Below are 15,850 nucleotides of genomic sequence, written 5' to 3' on the forward strand. Positions count from 1 at the left end.
ATCTCGATGTTCGGCCATCGCTTCACTCCTTATACCGTGAAGCCGCTACCTTCTCATCGCTGCTCCTGCCTCACCAGATGGGTTCCGCTGACGCTTACGCCGCAGGGCAGGGGACAGAGGGACCGGGTTTCGCACCCATTGGTATGGCCAGAGGCATTCCAAGAAGCCGCTCCAGTCTGTGTTCGGATCTTGCGGATCCTTTGTCACCAGGGCCTGCTCAACTGTCATTTGACGTCGCGATTTCCCTCTCAAGTTTGTTTGTAAGTTCGGCAGTCATTTGCGGATCTCCACGTGAGCGACTGCTTACATAGGCGAGGGCCGTGGAATGAGCCCTTCGATGTGCGCCAGAGTTGCGCTGGGCCGATTTGTCATCCCATTCCAGGAATGACCCATGGAATCAATAAGTTAGGGACGGTGCGCTTTGGAAAGAAAGTTGAGGTGAGAGTGGCCAGCTCAACTTTGTTTGTCGAAATCGCTCATCTCAGCTTTGTTTGTCTAATCTCAGGTCTTATTTGTCACCGCACAAACCCGTTGCTTTCCCGCATACGTACATTCACCTAATGCTGCAATGCGACAATTCCTTTGCTACAATCAGGGAAAACCCCATAAGGGTAATCCCGAAAGGAAGGACGCCATGAACACCCAATCCGACATCAAGCTGACCGATCAACTCGAACGTGACCTTATCGAGCGCGAGCTCGGCAACCAGGGCCTTGGCTTTGCCCACGACGTGAAGCGCGCCATTGCGGCGGTGCAGTCCGTTCTGACTCGCCTGCAGTCGCAGGCTCGCAAGGCCAAGGTGGTCTACGCCAACGGCTGAGCCTTTTAAGGCACTGCTGAAGGCGGCATTCGTGGGAATGCCGCGCTGAGCCGGCCTGTAGCCGCCCGCGAGGGTGAGCAGGGCCGGTTTTCTTTTTGGGCTTTTTGAATCGCCTTGTGAGCCACTTTCACAAGGCTTGCCAGCGCTTTTCGTTTTGACGCCGCGTGGTCAGGGGCTATCTTTAGGGCCTTCTGCCAGTCTGCCCCCAACCATGCCGCCGCTCGTCCTGCTCTGCCTGCTGATCACTTACGTGGTCTGGGGTACGACCTATCTCGCCATACGCTTCACCCTCGAGAGCTTCCCGCCGTTGCTGATGATGGGCTCGCGCTTCCTGTGCGCGGGGCTGATCCTAGCGGCGTGGCTGGCGTGGCGGCGCACGCCGGTGCCGACCTGGCGGCAGCTGCGCAACTGCGCGGTGCCGGCGGTATTCCTGCTGGTAGGCGGGATGGGGCTGACGGCGATTGCCGAGCAGACGATTTCGTCGGGCGCGACCACGGTGATGATCGGATCGATGCCGATCTTCGCCTTGTTCTGGAGCGCCTGCTTTGGCATCAGGCCGCGCTGGTATGAAGGGGTGGCGATAGCGATCGGGACCCTCGGCATCCTGGTGCTGACCGGGGGTGCCGAATTCCGCGTGAGCACGACCGGGGTGGTGGCGCTGCTGCTGGCGATTGCGAGCTGGTCGTTCGGTTCGCAGCTAGCCCGGCGGCTGGAGCTGCCCGATGGCGCCGCCGCGTTTGCCGCGGAGATGCTGATCGGCGGCGCAATCCTGATGGCGCTGTCGGCGCTGCGGCAGGAGCCGTGGCCCGCTGCGGTCAGTGCGCAGGCCTGGTGGGCATGGGGCTACCTGGTGGTGGCGGGCTCGCTGGTGGCGTTTTCCGCCTATATGTACCTGGTCGGCAAGGTGAGCCAGACACTGGCGACCAGCTATGTCTACGTGAATCCGCCGGTGGCACTGGCGATGGGCGCGTGGCTCGGCGGCGAGCAGATTGCGCCGCAGACCTTCGGCGCGGTGGTGCTGATCCTGATCGCGCTGACCGTGCTTGGTGTCGGCAGCCTGCGCACTGCCAGGGCCGAGGCGACGGCCTGAGCAAGGGCGGACTGCGCGACAGCTTTCGCAATGCCTCGATTGCCACCACCAGCGCCTGCCTGCCTGGCGAAGAACACGCGCGGCAGCAGGCGATGGATTTTCCTTAGGGATTTCACCAGGATTGCGTGGTCCTGGAGCCGTTACATCACATCGTGACATATTCAGAAAGCTTGCCGCAAGCCGACTGAAAGCCGATTGGAAGCGGCCGTCTTTAGAGTCCTCTCACCCGTTGCGCTACCGCTCTGATCGAAGGGCACATGGCCATCGGCGTTCTCATAGAAACGGAGGAGACCAATCCATGATTAGACGACGTGCCGAAGAGCGCTGCCCCGAGGCGTGCAGTGTCAAATCGCAGCCCACGCTGCACAACGGCGGGAGGGGCGCAGCATGAATACCTCGCATCGCTTCAGGAAGGATTATTACGGGGGCGCTTTGATGACGCTGGTGGGCCTGGCCGCGGTGGCGGCCGGCCTGCAGTACCACACCGGCACGCTGAGCCACATGGGCCCCGGCTTTTTCCCGGTGGCCGTCGGTGCGCTGCTGGCACTGGTCGGCGTACTGATTGCAATCTCCGCGCGCGGCGATTCGCCTCAGGCCGCGCAGCCTGCGGGACACGGCCACAGCCATAGCGCGCCGGACCTGCGCGGGGCCGTGTGCATCGTGCTGGGTACGCTCGCGTTCCTGCTGTTCGGCAAGTACGGCGGCCTGATTCCGGCCACCTTCTCCATTGTCTTTATTTCCGCACTGGGCGACCGCAGCAATAGCCTCAAGCAGGCCGTGCTGCTCGCACTGGCCATGTGCGTGGTGGCCGCGGGCGTGTTCTGGTGGGCGCTGAAGCTGCAATTGCCGCTGTTTGGCTGGGGGGTTTGACTGCTATGGTTTCCAATGCTTTGCATGATCTCTGGTTCGGGTTCGGCGTGGCCTTCCAGGGCACCAACCTGATGTGGTCGTTTTTCGGCGTGCTGGTCGGAAATCTGATCGGTGTGCTGCCCGGCATGGGCGCGCTCTCTGCGATCTCCATCCTGCTGCCGCTGACCTACGCGATGCATCCGGTGCCGGCCATCCTGATGCTGGCCGGCATCTTCTACGGTTCGCAATATGGCGGCGCGATCGGCGCGATCCTGCTGAACCTGCCGTCCCATCCGCCGCACGCAGTCACCTGCCTGGACGGCTACCCGATGACGCGCGCAGGAAAGGGCGGCACCGCGCTGGGCATCACCATGATCTGCTCGTTTTTCGCCGCCTCGGTGGGCATTCTCGTGATGATCTTCGCGTCGCCGCTGCTGACGGCGATTGCGTTCAAGTTCGGCCCTGCGGAGATCTTCTCGATCATGTTGCTGGGCTTGCTGGCCGGCTCGACCATGTCGCGTGGCTCACCGCTGAAGGGGGTAGCCATGACGTTGTTCGGGCTGCTTTGCGGCGTGGTCGGCACCGACGTCAACACGGGGACCTTCCGCTTTGCGATGGGCATTCCTGAACTGAGCGACGGGCTGGAGCTGGTAGCGATCGCCATGGGTCTGTTCGGCGTGGCGGATTTCCTGCTGAACGTCAACCGAATGAGCACTGTCACTGCCAAGACCACGCTGCGCATCCGCGACATGCGCCCGAGCCTGGCCGAACTCAAGACGGCCTTCTGGCCGATGGTTCGCGGCACCGGCGTAGGAACACTGTTCGGCGCGATGCCCGGAACGGGGCCAACTATCACGACCTTCGTTGCCTACGCGCTGGAGCGCAAGATTTCCAAGACACCGGAAAAGTTCGGCACGGGCATGATCGCGGGGGTTGCGTCACCGGAGGCCTCCTCGCACTCCAAGACGCAGGTGGACTTCATCCCCACCATGAGCCTGGGAATTCCTGGCGACGCAGTGATGGCACTGATCCTCGGCGCGCTGATGATCCAGGGCATCAGCCCGGGGCCGCAGCTGATCAGCGAGCACCCGGACATTTTCTGGGGCCTGATCGCGAGTTTCTGGATCGGCAACGTGCTGCTGATGATCCTGAACGTTCCGATGATCGGCGTGTGGGTCAAGCTTCTGCAGGTGCCGTACCGCTACCTGTTCCCGTCAGCCATGTTCTTCATCGCGGTGGGCGTATTCAGCACCCAGAGCAGCCTGTTCCAGATCTGGGAAGTGCTGGCCTTCGGCCTGATCGGCGCCTTGCTCATGTACCTGGAGTTCTCGGTGGCGCCGATCCTGCTCGGCTTCGTGCTCGGGCCGATGGTGGAGGAGAACTTCCGCCGGTCCCTGCTGCTCTCGCGCGGTGACATGACCGTGTTCCTGCAGCGGCCGATCAGCTGCACCTTCGTTGTCGCGTCGGCGCTTCTGCTGATCGGCGTGACCTGGTCGGCCTGGCGCGGCCGCACGGCAAAGAAGCCCTTGCTCGACGTGCCGGAGTCCGAACTGGCCGTCAGCGAGTGAGGGTCCACGCCTTCATCGTCGTCGCACCGTGCAAGGTGCGGCGCCGATGCCTGCCGCGACAGAACCCGGGGGCGCGTTCAGGACGCCGACTGTTCCTGGATCCAGAGCGACAGCCGGACCTTGTAGGCCTGCTGGATATGCCGCCGGGTGATCTGCTCGGCGAGGGCGGGGTCGCGCTTTTCCAGCGCTTCGACCAGCGCCACGTGCTCCTCGTACGAGCCGCGCGCCCGCCCGGGCACGGCCAGCGTGGTGCGCCCGAGCAGCGCCATCGACTCGTGCAGGGAGCGCAGCGTCTTCAGCAGGTAGCGGTTGTGGGCGCAGCGGTGCAGGGTTTCATGGAACAGCCGGTTGTTGACCGCCAGCCGTTCCGGATCGTCGGCGAAGGCCAGGTCGCGCTCGACGATATCGCGCAGCAGCGAGATCTCGACGTCGGTGGCGTGGCGCGCGGCCAGTGCGGCAGCCGTGCCTTCCAGCACTTCGCGCATGACATACAGCTCGCTGACCATGCTGGCGTCGAGCTGGGTCACCATCATGCCGCGGTTGGGCTCGTTGACGACCAGGCCTTCCGATTCCAGCCGCGACAGCGCCTCGCGCACCGGCGTGCGCGACAGGCCCAGCGATTCCGCCAGCTCGACTTCGCGCAGGCGCGTGCCCGGCGAGAGCTGGCCGGCCTGGATGGCGGCGCGCAGTTGCTGATAGGCGCGCTCGGAGCGCGGCAGTGACGACGACTGGCCGGCGTCGGCGGCGCCAGTGAATTCTGTGGAGATCATGTGAAGCTGGCTGGATGCCTGATAACCCTTGTTGCCGGTCATCATACCCGCTCGGGCGCGGTTGACATCACTGCGTCGCAATAGTGCGGACAGGGCCGGGGTTCTTAGGCCCCGGCCCAGCCGCTGTTCTTCAGGCGCCGTAGCCGGTCGGCGACTGGAACGGGTGGTACTGGCACAGCCAGGTTTCGGACAGGGGTTTGCCGTCCAGGCGCAGGAACAGACGGATGTCGACCGGCTCCTTGCCTTCCGCGGCAAGGTCGAACTGGGCGCGCCAGTGGCCGGGAACGCCGTTGGGCACGGCTTCCGTGAACACATAGGAAAACTTGCCGCGCGAGGCCGTCAGCACGGCTTCAGGCTTGGTGCCAAAGGGCAGCTTCTCGAGCGGCGCGCCCTTGAATTCGACCATGAATTTGCGCACGCCCTTCGGGCGAGGCTGGCCCGGCTGGCCGCCATTGCCCAGGCGCGTGGCCACACAGCGCGCGAGCGGGCTGGGATACGGCTCGTCGGCCTGCCAGTGCAGGCGGTAGCGCAGACGGTAGTTGTTGCCCGCGCGGGCCGGGGCCCTGGGCACCCACATGGCGACGATGTTGTCGTGGATCTCGTCGTCGGTGCGCAGCTCAATCAGTTGCACGGCGCCCGCGCCCCAGCCGTCGCGCGGCTCGACCCACAGGCTGGGGCGGCGCTCGTAGTTCACGCCGTCCTGGTAGTGGTCGAACAGGCGGTCGCGCTGCAGCAGGCCGAAGCCGCGCGGGTTCTCGTCGGAAAAGGCCGATGCCGTGGTCTGCGGCGGGTTGTTGAGCGGGCGCCAGATATGCTCGCCGGCGCCGTTCCAGAGCGCCAGGCCGTCGGAGTCGTGCACCTCGGGGCGCCAGTCCACGGCCGTGCCCTTGATGCTTTCCGAGAACCAGTACATCGACGTCAGCGGCGCCAGGCCCAGGCGCGCCACGTCCTTTCGCAGGAACAGGGCGCACTCCACGTCCATGATCACGCCTTTGCTCCGCTGCATGACAAAGCGATAGGCGCCGGCAATGCTGGGGCCGTCGAGCAGTGCATAGACCGTGACCGTGTCGCCCTTGCCCTCGGGCGTCTCGAAGTAGAAATGGGTGAAGGCCGGGAATTCCTCGGCCTTGCCGCCCTCGGCCACGTCGATGGCGATGCCGCGCGCCGACAGTCCGTACTGATAGAGATCGCCGATAGCGCGGAAGTAAGAGGCGCCCAGGAAAGCAACCCAGTCGTTCTTCTTCCAGTCCTTGGCCTTCTGGTCGGCCAGGCGGCTTTCCTGGAAGCGGAAGCCGGCAAAGCCGCTGCCGCGCGGCAGCTTGTGCGCAGGGCTGTCGGCGGGCATCTCGAAATAGGCCTCGTCATAGACGATCTCGCGCGCGCTGCCGGCGCCGTCCTTTACGCGATCGATCACATACATGCGCACCGGCTGGCGGAAATAGGTGCCGAGGTGGAAGAACGTGACCGGGAACTGGCCGGGGCCGTTCGCGAAGAGCGCGTCGTCCGGGCGGAAGTGGATCTTGCCGTGGGCTTCGTAGTCGATGCGGTCCAGTACATCGGCTGGCGGTGACGGTGGGGCGATATAGGGCTTTGCCGCCAGCGCGCGGGCGCGTTCGATCAGGGCATCAAAGCCGAACGGGCTGGCCTCGCCGAGCTTGATCCGGCTGGCGGCCAGCGCGGACGGGGTAATGCCCAGCGCGGCAAGCGCGGCGGAGGCGGTGGCGGAAACCAGCAGGGTTCGGCGGTTCATCATGTGGCGGCGACGTCCTTTTTCTTGGCGGCGTGAATAGAGAACTCTAAAAGACGCCGCTGGCGCAGGAAAGTTCGGACACCCTCTGTTACAGGGGTGCCCGCTACGGCATAAGGCGGTCAGCCCGCACCACCGGACCTGGCGCGGCGTTGGGCCTGCCGCCGCCTGGACACCATGTTGAGGCCCTCGACCAGTGCGGAGAACGCCATCGCTGTATAGATATAGCCCTTGGGCACATGGGTGCCGAGGCCTTCCGCGATCAGCGTCATGCCGATCATCATCAGGAAGGCCAGCGCCAGCATCACGATGGTCGGGTTCCGGTTGATGAAGTTGGCCAGCGGGGCGGCGGCGAACAGCATCGCCAGCACGGCGGCGATGACCGCGACGAACATGATCTCGACGTGCTCCGTCATGCCCACGGCCGTGATGATGCTGTCGATCGAGAACACGATATCCAGCACCAGGATCTGGCCGATGGCCGCCGCGAAGCTCTGTATGGCCTGCGCCTTGCCGGACTCCTCCTCGCCTTCCTCCGGCGCCGCCACATGGTGGTGGATTTCGCGCGTGGCCTTCCACACCAGGAAAGCACCGCCGGCAATCAGGATCAGGCCGCGCCACGAGATATCGCGGCCGAGCACCGTAAACAGCGGCTCGGTCAGCTGGACAATGACCGCGATCGTGGCGAGCAGGGCCAGGCGCAGGATCAGCGCGAGGCCGATGCCGGTGCGCCGCGCCTTTTCGCGCATGGCTTCCGGCAATTTGTTGGTCAGGATGGAGATGAAGATCAGGTTGTCGATGCCGAGAACGACTTCCATCGCAACCAGTGTGGCCAGGGCGGCCCAGGCAGCAGGATCCGACAGCAATGCCAGCGACGATTCCATTTGACCTCCGGAGGTGGGGTTGGGCACGCCGGCCCGCAAGCGAACTGCAGGCGACATGTTAGCGCAATAGAAATCCCGGGAATCGCGAATCCGTAGATTGTGGTTGTCGTTCGCGCTTGTGGAATATAGTATGTGATATATCAAAAGAATCTGATCGAGCTACAAGGAGACCGGCAATGAAAGTGTGTATCTATGGGGCAGGGGCCATCGGCGGCTATATGGGCGCCCAGATGGCGCGCGCGGGCGCGGACGTCAGTTTCGTGGCGCGCGGGCCGCACCTGGCGGCGATGCAGGCCAATGGCGTCAAGCTGCTGATCGACGGGGAGGAGCGGGTTGCGAAGGTCAACTGCACCAGCGACCCGCGCGAGCTGGGGCCGCAGGACTACGTGTTCATCACGCTCAAGGCGCATTCGGTGCCCGGCGTGGTCGACCTGATCCAGCCGCTGCTTGGCCCGCAGACCGCGGTGGTGACCGGCGTCAACGGCATTCCCTACTGGTACTTCTACAAGCACGGTGGCGACCTGGCCGGCAGCACGCTGGAGAGCGTGGACCCCGGCGGCCGGCAGTGGCGCGGCTTTGGCCCGGAGCGGGCGATCGGCTGCGTCCTGTATCCGGCCGCCGAGATCGAGGCGCCCGGCGTGATCCGCCATGTCTATGGCAAGAAATTCCCGCTGGGCGAGCCGGACGGCAGCCGCTCCGAGCGCGTCACCCGCCTGAGCGAAATGATGATGGCCGCCGACCTGGAAGCCCCGGTGCGCGACAACATCCGCGACGAGATCTGGCTCAAGCTGTGGGGCAACCTCTGCTTCAACCCGATCAGCGCGCTTACGCACGGCACGCTGGACATCATTACCTCGGACCCGGCCACGCGGGCGCTGTCTCGCCAGATGATGATCGAGGCGAAGGGCATTGCCGAAACCTTTGGGGTGCACTTCCGTGTCGATGTCGAACGCCGCATCGACGGCGCCGGCGCGGTGGGCGCGCACAAGACTTCGATGCTGCAGGACCTGGAAGCGGGCCGGCCCATGGAGATCGATCCGCTGCTGACCGTGGTGCAGGAGATGGGCCGCCTGGTCGGCCACGCCACGCCGATGTGTGACGCGGTGCTTGGCCTGATCAAGCAGCGCGACCAGATGGCGCGGCAAGCGGCCTGACATTCCCAATACGCCGCCGGGCCGACACGCTCAGCCCGCCCGGCGGCGATTCCGGAGCTTTCATTCCATGCAAGTTAAGCATTAGTGGCTTCCTTATCCGGAATGGTTGGCGATTGTGATATACCATATACGACAGACCGGGCACGAACTGGCAAACGACTTATCCATCGGCCGCATTGGTTGATGCAATTTGGTAATGGGTCCGCCGGATTTGCTAAGCTGTGCAGGAATGCGGGGGGCAGCCATTGTGGCCGCCGCGCCACCGGTCTCACACGAGCTAATTCATGTCTGCGCAAAGCCAATCCGTAGTTCAGCCTTCCGGGCTAGCCCTGTCCCTCCAGCCGATCAATGCAGGCGCGAGCCTGCGCGACCAGGCCTACGCAATGTTGCGGCAGGCCATCTCCGATGCCGACATCTACCAGTCGCGCGACGAAATCCGGCTGGATGAACGGGTCCTGAGCGAAGCCCTGGGCGTGAGCCGCACGCCGATCCGCGAGGCCATGACGCTGCTGGAGCAGGAGGGCTTCCTGCGCACGGTGCCGCGAAGGGGCATCTACATCATGCGCAAGACCAAGCGCGAGATCGTGGAGATGATCCAGATGTGGGCCGCGCTGGAGAGCATGGCGGCGCGGCTGGCGACGCAAAATGCCACCGATGCCGAGATAGCAAAGCTGCGCCGCATGTTCGACAGCTTCCGCGATTCGACCCCGGCCGAGCATATCGAGGAATACTCGGACGCCAACATTGCCTTCCACCACGCAATCGTGGAACTGTCGAAGTCGCAGATCATCGCCGACACGATCCGCAATATCTTCATCCATGTGCGTGCGATCCGGAAGATGACGATCTCGCAGAGCGACCGTGCGGCGCGCTCGATCGTCGATCACCTGCGCATCATCGAGGCACTGGAGAAGCGCGACACCGAGCTGGCCGAGCGGCTGGTGCGCCAGCACTCGCTGGACCTGGCCGACTACGTCGAGAAGCACTGCGACTTCCTCGATTGAATCCGGCAGCGGCAGGACACTGAAACGGCGGACATGGTCCGCCGTTTTTCATGGCAGGGCAGAATCCCGTGAAAGCTTTCCTGCCGCTCGGCGCGCTACCCGGGTTTGATTCGTTCCGCGATTTGGTATGTGATATATCAATGCGAAAAGCGCTTCCACCGCCGCAACCCATCGCGGTGGATTTGATGCCTCCTTCCGCTGAATCTCGCCCTATTCATAGCCATCATCGCTGAATAGTGTGGCTGTCGCCTCGTTTGCTGCAGTGCATCGTCGAAATTTTTGTTTTCTGAGAGGAATCCCTCTTGTTCTTTGCTGATATATCACATACCGTATGTCATCGAGATCAGCCAAAAACGATCGTGCCGGAAACGAGAAGAGGAGACATCGCCATGGAAAGAAAAGCACTCGAGGGCATCCGCATCCTGGACATGACACACGTGCAGGCCGGCCCGTCGGCCACGCAGCTGATGGCATGGATGGGCGCCGACGTGATCAAGGTGGAAATGCCGGGCCGCGGGGACATCACGCGCAGCCAGTTGCGCGACGTGCCCAACGCTGACAGCCTGTACTTCACCATGCTCAACAGCAACAAGCGCAGCCTCACGCTGAACATGAAGACGCCTGAAGGCAAGGCGCTGCTGGAAGACCTGGTGCAACGCAGCGATGTGCTGATCGAGAACTTCGGGCCGGGCGTGCTGGCGCGTGCCGGTTTCGACTGGGATCATCTGCAGGATCTCAACCCGCGCCTGGTTTACGCCTCCATCAAAGGCTTTGGCCCGGGGCCATACCAGGACTGCAAGGCATACGAGAACGTGGCCCAGTGCATGGGCGGTTCGGCCTCGACCACCGGCGAAGCGGATGGCGTTCCAACGGTGACCGGCGCGCAGATCGGAGATTCCGGCACTGGCGTGCATTGCGTGGTGGGCATCCTGGCAGCACTGCTGCAGCGCGAGCACAGCGGCCGTGGCCAGCGCGTGGAAGTGGCAATGCAGGACGCGGTGCTGAACCTGTGCCGCGTCAAGCTGCGCGACCAGCAACGGCTGGATGCCGGGCCCTTGCGCGAGTACCCCAACGACCAGTTCGACGACCACGTGCCGCGCGCCGGCAATGCATCGGGCGGCGGCCAGCCGGGAGCGGCACTGCGCTGCGCGCCGGGCGGCCCCAATGACTATGTCTACGTCATCATCCAGCCGCAGGGCTGGGAGCCGCTGATGCGCCTGTGTGGCCGCGAGGAGCTGATCACCGATCCGGAATTCGCCTCGCCGGAAGTGCGGCTCAAGAAGCTGTCCGAGTGCTTCGGCATCATCGAGCGGTGGACCATGAGCCGCAGCAAGTTCGAGGTGATGGACGCGCTCAACGAGGTGGACGTGCCGTGCGGGCCGATCCTGTCGATGAAGGACCTGATCGAAGACAAGTCGATGTACGAGCGCGGCTACCTGGTGGAGCTGGATCACCCCACGCGCGGCAAGTACGTGCAGCTCGGTTCGCCAATCGCGCTGTCCGACTCGCCGGTCAAGGTCGAGCGTGCGCCGCTGCTGGGCGAGCACACCGACGAGATCCTCGAATGGCTGGGGCGCACCCCTGCCCAGATCGCGGCGATGAAGCTGGCTGGCGCGGTATGAGGCGGTAGCCCGAGGGCGTCTGCTCGGGCGTGCCGATGTCATTCCCGCGCAGGCGGGACAATGCGCCGCGCATTGGACTCCAAAGGATCAACGTCACTGGGTTCCCGCCTGCGCGGGAACGACGGGCAGGTCACGTGAGCATTGCCCCAATCTCTGTCCTTCTTCCACGATCCTGCAACGAATGTCGGTGCGGGCAGGGCCTTGCCTTGTCTGCGCAAGGAGCTTGCTGTGCAAACCTGGATTCGCTTCCGCCGCCCCGACGGGCATATCGGTCACGGTCGCCTGGATGGCGCCGATGGCAGCCGCGTCATCGAGTATGACAACGACGGCTTCAATAACCCTTCTCCCACCGGCGCCGTCTTCGAGCGCTCGGCGCTCGCGCTGCTGGCACCTTGCGAGCCCGGCAAGGTGGTGGCGCTGTGGAACAACTTCCATGCCCTCGCGCGCAAGCTGGAAAAGCCGGTGCCGACGCATCCGCTGTTCCTGATCAAGCCGGCCAGCTCGCTCGCTGGCCCGGGCGATGCGGTGCTGCGTCCCAAGAGCTATGACGGCAAGATCGTCTACGAGGGCGAGCTGGGCATCGTGATCGGCAAGAAGGCGCGCAATGTTTCGGTGGCTGAAGCGGCATCGCACATCTTCGGCTACACGGTCGTCAACGACGTGACCGCGGCCGAGCTGATCAGCGCCGATCCGAATTTCCCGCAATGGACGCGCGCCAAGGGCTTCGACACCTTCGGCTGCGTGGGCCCGGCCATCGTCACCGGATTCAACTGGAAGGCCGCGAGCGTGGTCACGCGCCTGGATGGCGTGGAGCGGCAGAACTACGCGCTCTCGGACATGATCTTCTCGCCGGAGGAGCAGGTCAGCCGCATTTCGCAGGACCTGACGCTGATGCCGGGCGATGTCATCGCTGTCGGCACGTCGCTCGGCGTGGGTTCGATGAAGGACGGCGCGGTGGTGGAAGTGATCATCGAGGGCATCGGCTCGCTGGTCAACCATGTGCGCGGCTGAGGCGCTTGCCATCACTCGAAGGCTCTCCGCTCGTCGTTCCCGCCGCCTGCGCGGGAATGACAGTGGTTCTCAAATTGTTATCGCAAAGTGGTGAACCCTATGCCAATGACTATTGGTGTGCCCCGCGAAGTGCACGCCGGGGAGCGGCGCGTCGCCGCCACGCCTGATTCGGTCAGGGACCTGATCAAGCTCGGCTACCAGGTGGTGGTGGAGACCGGTGCCGGCCACGAGGCGTCATTCTCTGACGAAGACTATTGCGCGGCCGGCGCGTCGATTGGCGATGCCGCCAGCCTGTGGGCGTCGGTCGATGTCGTGATCAAGGTGCGCCCGCCCCAGGTGCATCCGACCCTTGGCGTGGAAGAAGCGGCGCTGCTGAAGAAGAATGCCACGCTGATCGGCTTTGTGTGGCCGGCGCAGCAGACGACGCTGCTGGAGCGGCTGTCGCAGCGCTGTGCCACGGTACTGGCAATGGATTGCGTGCCGCGCATCTCGCGCGCGCAGAAGCTCGATGCGCTCAGCTCGATGGCGAACATGGCGGGCTATCGCGCGGTGATCGAGGCGGCCCACGCCTTCGGCCGGCCGTTCGCCGGGCAGATCACGGCCGCGGGCAAGATTCCGCCGGCGCGCGTGCTGATCATCGGCGCGGGCGTGGCGGGGCTGGCCGCAATTGGTGCTGCCCGCAGCCTTGGCGCGGTGGTGCGCGCTTTCGACACGCGGCCGGTGGTGCGCCAACAGATCGAAAGCCTGGGCGCGGAATTCCTGACCGTCGAGATCGAAGAAGACGGCAGCGGCAGCGGCGGCTACGCCAAGGAGATGAGCCCGGCCTTTATCGAGGCCGAGATGCGGCTGTTCGCCGAGCAGGCGCGCGAGGTGGACATCATCATCACCACCGCGCTGATTCCCGGCAAGCCGGCGCCGCGCCTGCTGGATACCCCGACAATCGAACTGATGCGCGCCGGCAGCGTGGTGGTGGACCTGGCGGCGGAGCAGGGCGGCAACTGCGAACTGACGGTGCCCGGCGAATCGGTGCGTCACAAGGGCGTGACCATCGTCGGCTACACCGACCTGCCGAGCCGTATGGCGGCGCAGGCCAGCCAGCTCTATGCGACCAATATCCGCCACCTGCTGACCGAGCTGACGCCGGGCAAGGACGGCCAGCTCGTGGTCAATATGGCCGACGAGATGATCCGCGGCGCGACCGTGCTGCACCAGGGCGCCGTGACGTGGCCGCCGCCACCGCTCACTGTGGCGGTGCCGCAGCAGCAGGCTGCGGTCGCTGCACCGGTGGAAGCCGGGCCGACGGAACCGGCAAGCCGCACCGGCACGACGCTGATCGCGCTGGCGCTTGCCGCCATTGCACTGCTCGGCCTGGGCGCGGTCGCGCCGCCGGCGTTCATGGCGCATTTCACGGTGTTCGTGCTCGCGATCTTCGTCGGCTACCAGGTGGTGTGGAACGTCACGGCTGCCCTGCATACCCCGCTGATGAGCGTGACCAACGCGATCAGCGGAATCATCGTGGTGGGTGCACTGGTGCAGCTTGGCAAGCCGTCTCTGATCACAGCGGTGATCGCGGGCTGCGCCGTGCTGGTCGCGACCATCAATATCGTCGGGGGATTCCTGGTAACGCAGCGCATGCTCAAGATGTTCCAGCGCGACTAGGGTGAGGAGACAGACATGCCTACGGGAATCAGCAATATTGCCTACCTGAGCGCCAGTGCGCTCTTCATCCTGAGCCTGAGCGGGCTCAGCCATCCGGCCACGGCAAAACGCGGCAACCTGCTCGGCATTGCCGGCATGGTGATCGCGGTGGTGACCACCGTGCTGGCGGGCAGCGCCGACGGCATCGCCATCATCATCGGCGCGATGCTGGTCGGCGGTATTGCCGGGGCAATGCTGGCCAAGCGCGTCGAGATGACGCAAATGCCGCAGCTGGTTGCGGTGCTGCACAGCTTTGTCGGCCTGGCCGCGGTGCTGGTGGGCTACGCCAACTACCTTGAGCCGACTACGCTGGCGGGCGCGGAGAAGGTGATCCATGAAGTGGAGACCTATCTCGGCATCCTGATCGGCGGGGTGACGTTCACGGGCTCGATCATCGCCTTCCTGAAACTGCAGGGCACGATGGGCGGCAAGCCGATGCTGCTGCCCGGCCGGCACCTGCTGAATGCGGGCGCGCTGCTGGTCTGCATCGGGCTGGGCTATGCCTTCCTCAATGCGCCCACGCCGCAGGAGGGTGTGCTGCCGCTGGCCGTCATGACGGGCATCGCGCTGCTGGTCGGTGCACACCTGGTGCTGGCCATCGGCGGAGCGGACATGCCGGTGGTGGTGTCCATGCTCAACAGCTATTCGGGCTGGGCGGCCGCGGCCACCGGCTTCATGCTCGGCAATGACCTGCTGATCATCACCGGCGCGCTGGTGGGATCGAGCGGCGCCATCCTCAGCTACATCATGTGCAAGGCGATGAACCGCAAGTTCCTGTCGGTGATCCTGGGCGGCTTCGGCGCGGTGCAGGCGCAGGGCGCGGCGACGGAGCAGGGCGAGGTGCTGCCGGTGTCGAGCGAGGAGGTCAGCACGCTGCTCAAGGACGCCAGCGACGTGATCATCGTGCCGGGCTACGGCATGGCGGTAGCGCAGGCGCAGGGCACGATCAGCGAGATCGCGCGGCGGCTGCGGGCGCAGGGCGTGAAGGTGCGCTTCGGCATCCACCCGGTGGCGGGGCGCCTGCCCGGCCATATGAACGTGCTGCTGGCGGAGGCGCGCGTGCCCTACGACATCGTGCTGGAAATGGAGGAGATCAATGAGGACTTCGAGAAAGCCGACGTGGTCCTGGTGGTCGGCGCCAACGATATCGTTAACCCGGGGGCCCTCGAAGACCCGGCCAGCCCCATCGCCGGCATGCCGGTGCTGGAAGTGTGGAAGGCGCGCACCGTGGTCGTCTCCAAACGCAGCATGGCGGCGGGCTATGCAGGGGTCGATAACCCCTTGTTCTACAAGGAAAACACCCGGATGTGGTTCGGCGACGCCAAGGGCAGCGTCGATGCCCTGCTGCGCCAGCTGGAGGAAATTCCGGCCTGATGGATGGCGATCTTGTTATGTATCAGAACGCAGTCATGCGGAACCAAAAGAGCCAATTAATCCAGATTCCACAATATATAAACGATCGTGAATAGATACGATAAAAAAGTTTAAGCCTGACGAAATTAAGCTTCGGTTAGCATAAATCCCACGGATTTACGTGCCGCAATGTCAGGCGCCGATCTAGTAGTGACGAAAGGGCTCCACCCACAACGAGAGAAGCCCCGATGTGCCCACCGAGGCGCAACAAAAAGCACTA

Annotated in this window: 13 protein-coding genes; 10 read left to right on the top strand and 3 right to left on the bottom strand. The window is 64.3% G+C overall.

Features of this window, described 5'->3' with window-relative positions; genetic code table 11:
• Window positions 1-634: 634 nt before the first annotated feature.
• From RM96_RS19270 to RM96_RS19285, 4 genes are all read left to right on the top strand, one after another.
• Window positions 635-820, top strand: a complete 186-nt coding sequence (locus tag RM96_RS19270; RefSeq protein ID WP_039012938.1) for a hypothetical protein — start codon at window positions 635-637, stop codon at window positions 818-820.
• Window positions 821-1,031: 211 nt separating this feature from the next.
• Window positions 1,032-1,910: a drug/metabolite exporter YedA gene (gene yedA / locus RM96_RS19275; RefSeq protein ID WP_039012939.1), complete on the top strand. Its 879-nt coding sequence runs from the start codon at window positions 1,032-1,034 to the stop codon at window positions 1,908-1,910.
• A 387-nt stretch (window positions 1,911-2,297) separates the two neighbouring features.
• Window positions 2,298-2,780, top strand: coding sequence for a tripartite tricarboxylate transporter TctB family protein (locus tag RM96_RS19280; protein WP_193752483.1), 483 nt, complete (start codon window positions 2,298-2,300; stop codon window positions 2,778-2,780).
• A 5-nt stretch (window positions 2,781-2,785) separates the two neighbouring features.
• Entirely contained in the window at window positions 2,786-4,327 is a 1,542-nt protein-coding gene (locus tag RM96_RS19285; RefSeq protein WP_039012941.1) for a tripartite tricarboxylate transporter permease, read from the top strand.
• Between the two features lie 77 nt (window positions 4,328-4,404).
• On the opposite strand, the gene RM96_RS19290 is transcribed toward RM96_RS19285, so the two are convergent.
• The 3 genes from RM96_RS19290 to RM96_RS19300 form a co-directional block, all read right to left on the bottom strand.
• Complete coding sequence (locus tag RM96_RS19290; RefSeq protein ID WP_039012950.1) at window positions 4,405-5,097, bottom strand: GntR family transcriptional regulator; 693 nt, start codon at window positions 5,095-5,097, stop codon at window positions 4,405-4,407.
• Between the two features lie 130 nt (window positions 5,098-5,227).
• The gene (locus RM96_RS19295) at window positions 5,228-6,850 is read right to left on the bottom strand and encodes a glucan biosynthesis protein (RefSeq protein WP_039012942.1); all 1,623 of its coding nucleotides are present in this window, start codon (window positions 6,848-6,850) and stop codon (window positions 5,228-5,230) included.
• Between the two features lie 116 nt (window positions 6,851-6,966).
• Window positions 6,967-7,728 (bottom strand): TerC family protein, encoded by a 762-nt coding sequence (locus RM96_RS19300; RefSeq protein WP_039012943.1) that lies wholly within the window; start codon window positions 7,726-7,728, stop codon window positions 6,967-6,969.
• Between the two features lie 176 nt (window positions 7,729-7,904).
• Here RM96_RS19300 and RM96_RS19305 point away from each other — a divergent pair, with 176 nt between their 5' ends.
• From RM96_RS19305 to pntB, 6 genes are all read left to right on the top strand, one after another.
• Window positions 7,905-8,882 (top strand): 2-dehydropantoate 2-reductase, encoded by a 978-nt coding sequence (locus tag RM96_RS19305; RefSeq protein WP_039012944.1) that lies wholly within the window; start codon window positions 7,905-7,907, stop codon window positions 8,880-8,882.
• A 284-nt stretch (window positions 8,883-9,166) separates the two neighbouring features.
• Complete coding sequence (locus tag RM96_RS19310) at window positions 9,167-9,886, top strand: GntR family transcriptional regulator (protein WP_039012945.1); 720 nt, start codon at window positions 9,167-9,169, stop codon at window positions 9,884-9,886.
• Window positions 9,887-10,275: 389 nt separating this feature from the next.
• Complete coding sequence (gene frc, locus RM96_RS19315) at window positions 10,276-11,508, top strand: formyl-CoA transferase (RefSeq protein WP_039012946.1); 1,233 nt, start codon at window positions 10,276-10,278, stop codon at window positions 11,506-11,508.
• 228 nt (window positions 11,509-11,736) lie between these two features.
• Window positions 11,737-12,519 carry a fumarylacetoacetate hydrolase family protein gene (locus RM96_RS19320; RefSeq protein WP_039012947.1) on the top strand — a complete coding sequence of 261 codons (783 nt, stop codon included), beginning with the start codon at window positions 11,737-11,739 and terminating at the stop codon, window positions 12,517-12,519.
• Window positions 12,520-12,618: 99 nt separating this feature from the next.
• Window positions 12,619-14,178 carry a Re/Si-specific NAD(P)(+) transhydrogenase subunit alpha gene (locus tag RM96_RS19325; RefSeq protein WP_039012948.1) on the top strand — a complete coding sequence of 520 codons (1,560 nt, stop codon included), beginning with the start codon at window positions 12,619-12,621 and terminating at the stop codon, window positions 14,176-14,178.
• A gap of 15 nt (window positions 14,179-14,193) precedes the next feature.
• A complete protein-coding gene (gene pntB, locus RM96_RS19330) occupies window positions 14,194-15,591 on the top strand; it encodes a Re/Si-specific NAD(P)(+) transhydrogenase subunit beta (RefSeq protein WP_039012949.1) in 1,398 nt (465 codons plus the stop codon).
• Window positions 15,592-15,850: the final 259 nt, after the last annotated feature.

This window comes from Cupriavidus sp. IDO (assembly GCF_000812465.1).
Lineage (GTDB): Bacteria > Pseudomonadota > Gammaproteobacteria > Burkholderiales > Burkholderiaceae > Cupriavidus.

Coding starts and splice junctions, on each gene's coding strand:
- RM96_RS19280 (WP_193752483.1), top strand. CDS start 2,298: ATGAATACCTCGCATCGCTTCAGGAAGGATTATTACGGGGGCGCTTTG.
- RM96_RS19295 (WP_039012942.1), bottom strand. CDS start 6,850: ATGATGAACCGCCGAACCCTGCTGGTTTCCGCCACCGCCTCCGCCGCG.
- RM96_RS19290 (WP_039012950.1), bottom strand. CDS start 5,097: ATGATCTCCACAGAATTCACTGGCGCCGCCGACGCCGGCCAGTCGTCG.
- RM96_RS19305 (WP_039012944.1), top strand. CDS start 7,905: ATGAAAGTGTGTATCTATGGGGCAGGGGCCATCGGCGGCTATATGGGC.
- RM96_RS19285 (WP_039012941.1), top strand. CDS start 2,786: ATGGTTTCCAATGCTTTGCATGATCTCTGGTTCGGGTTCGGCGTGGCC.
- RM96_RS19270 (WP_039012938.1), top strand. CDS start 635: ATGAACACCCAATCCGACATCAAGCTGACCGATCAACTCGAACGTGAC.
- RM96_RS19300 (WP_039012943.1), bottom strand. CDS start 7,728: ATGGAATCGTCGCTGGCATTGCTGTCGGATCCTGCTGCCTGGGCCGCC.
- yedA (WP_039012939.1), top strand. CDS start 1,032: ATGCCGCCGCTCGTCCTGCTCTGCCTGCTGATCACTTACGTGGTCTGG.
- pntB (WP_039012949.1), top strand. CDS start 14,194: ATGCCTACGGGAATCAGCAATATTGCCTACCTGAGCGCCAGTGCGCTC.
- RM96_RS19310 (WP_039012945.1), top strand. CDS start 9,167: ATGTCTGCGCAAAGCCAATCCGTAGTTCAGCCTTCCGGGCTAGCCCTG.
- RM96_RS19325 (WP_039012948.1), top strand. CDS start 12,619: ATGCCAATGACTATTGGTGTGCCCCGCGAAGTGCACGCCGGGGAGCGG.
- frc (WP_039012946.1), top strand. CDS start 10,276: ATGGAAAGAAAAGCACTCGAGGGCATCCGCATCCTGGACATGACACAC.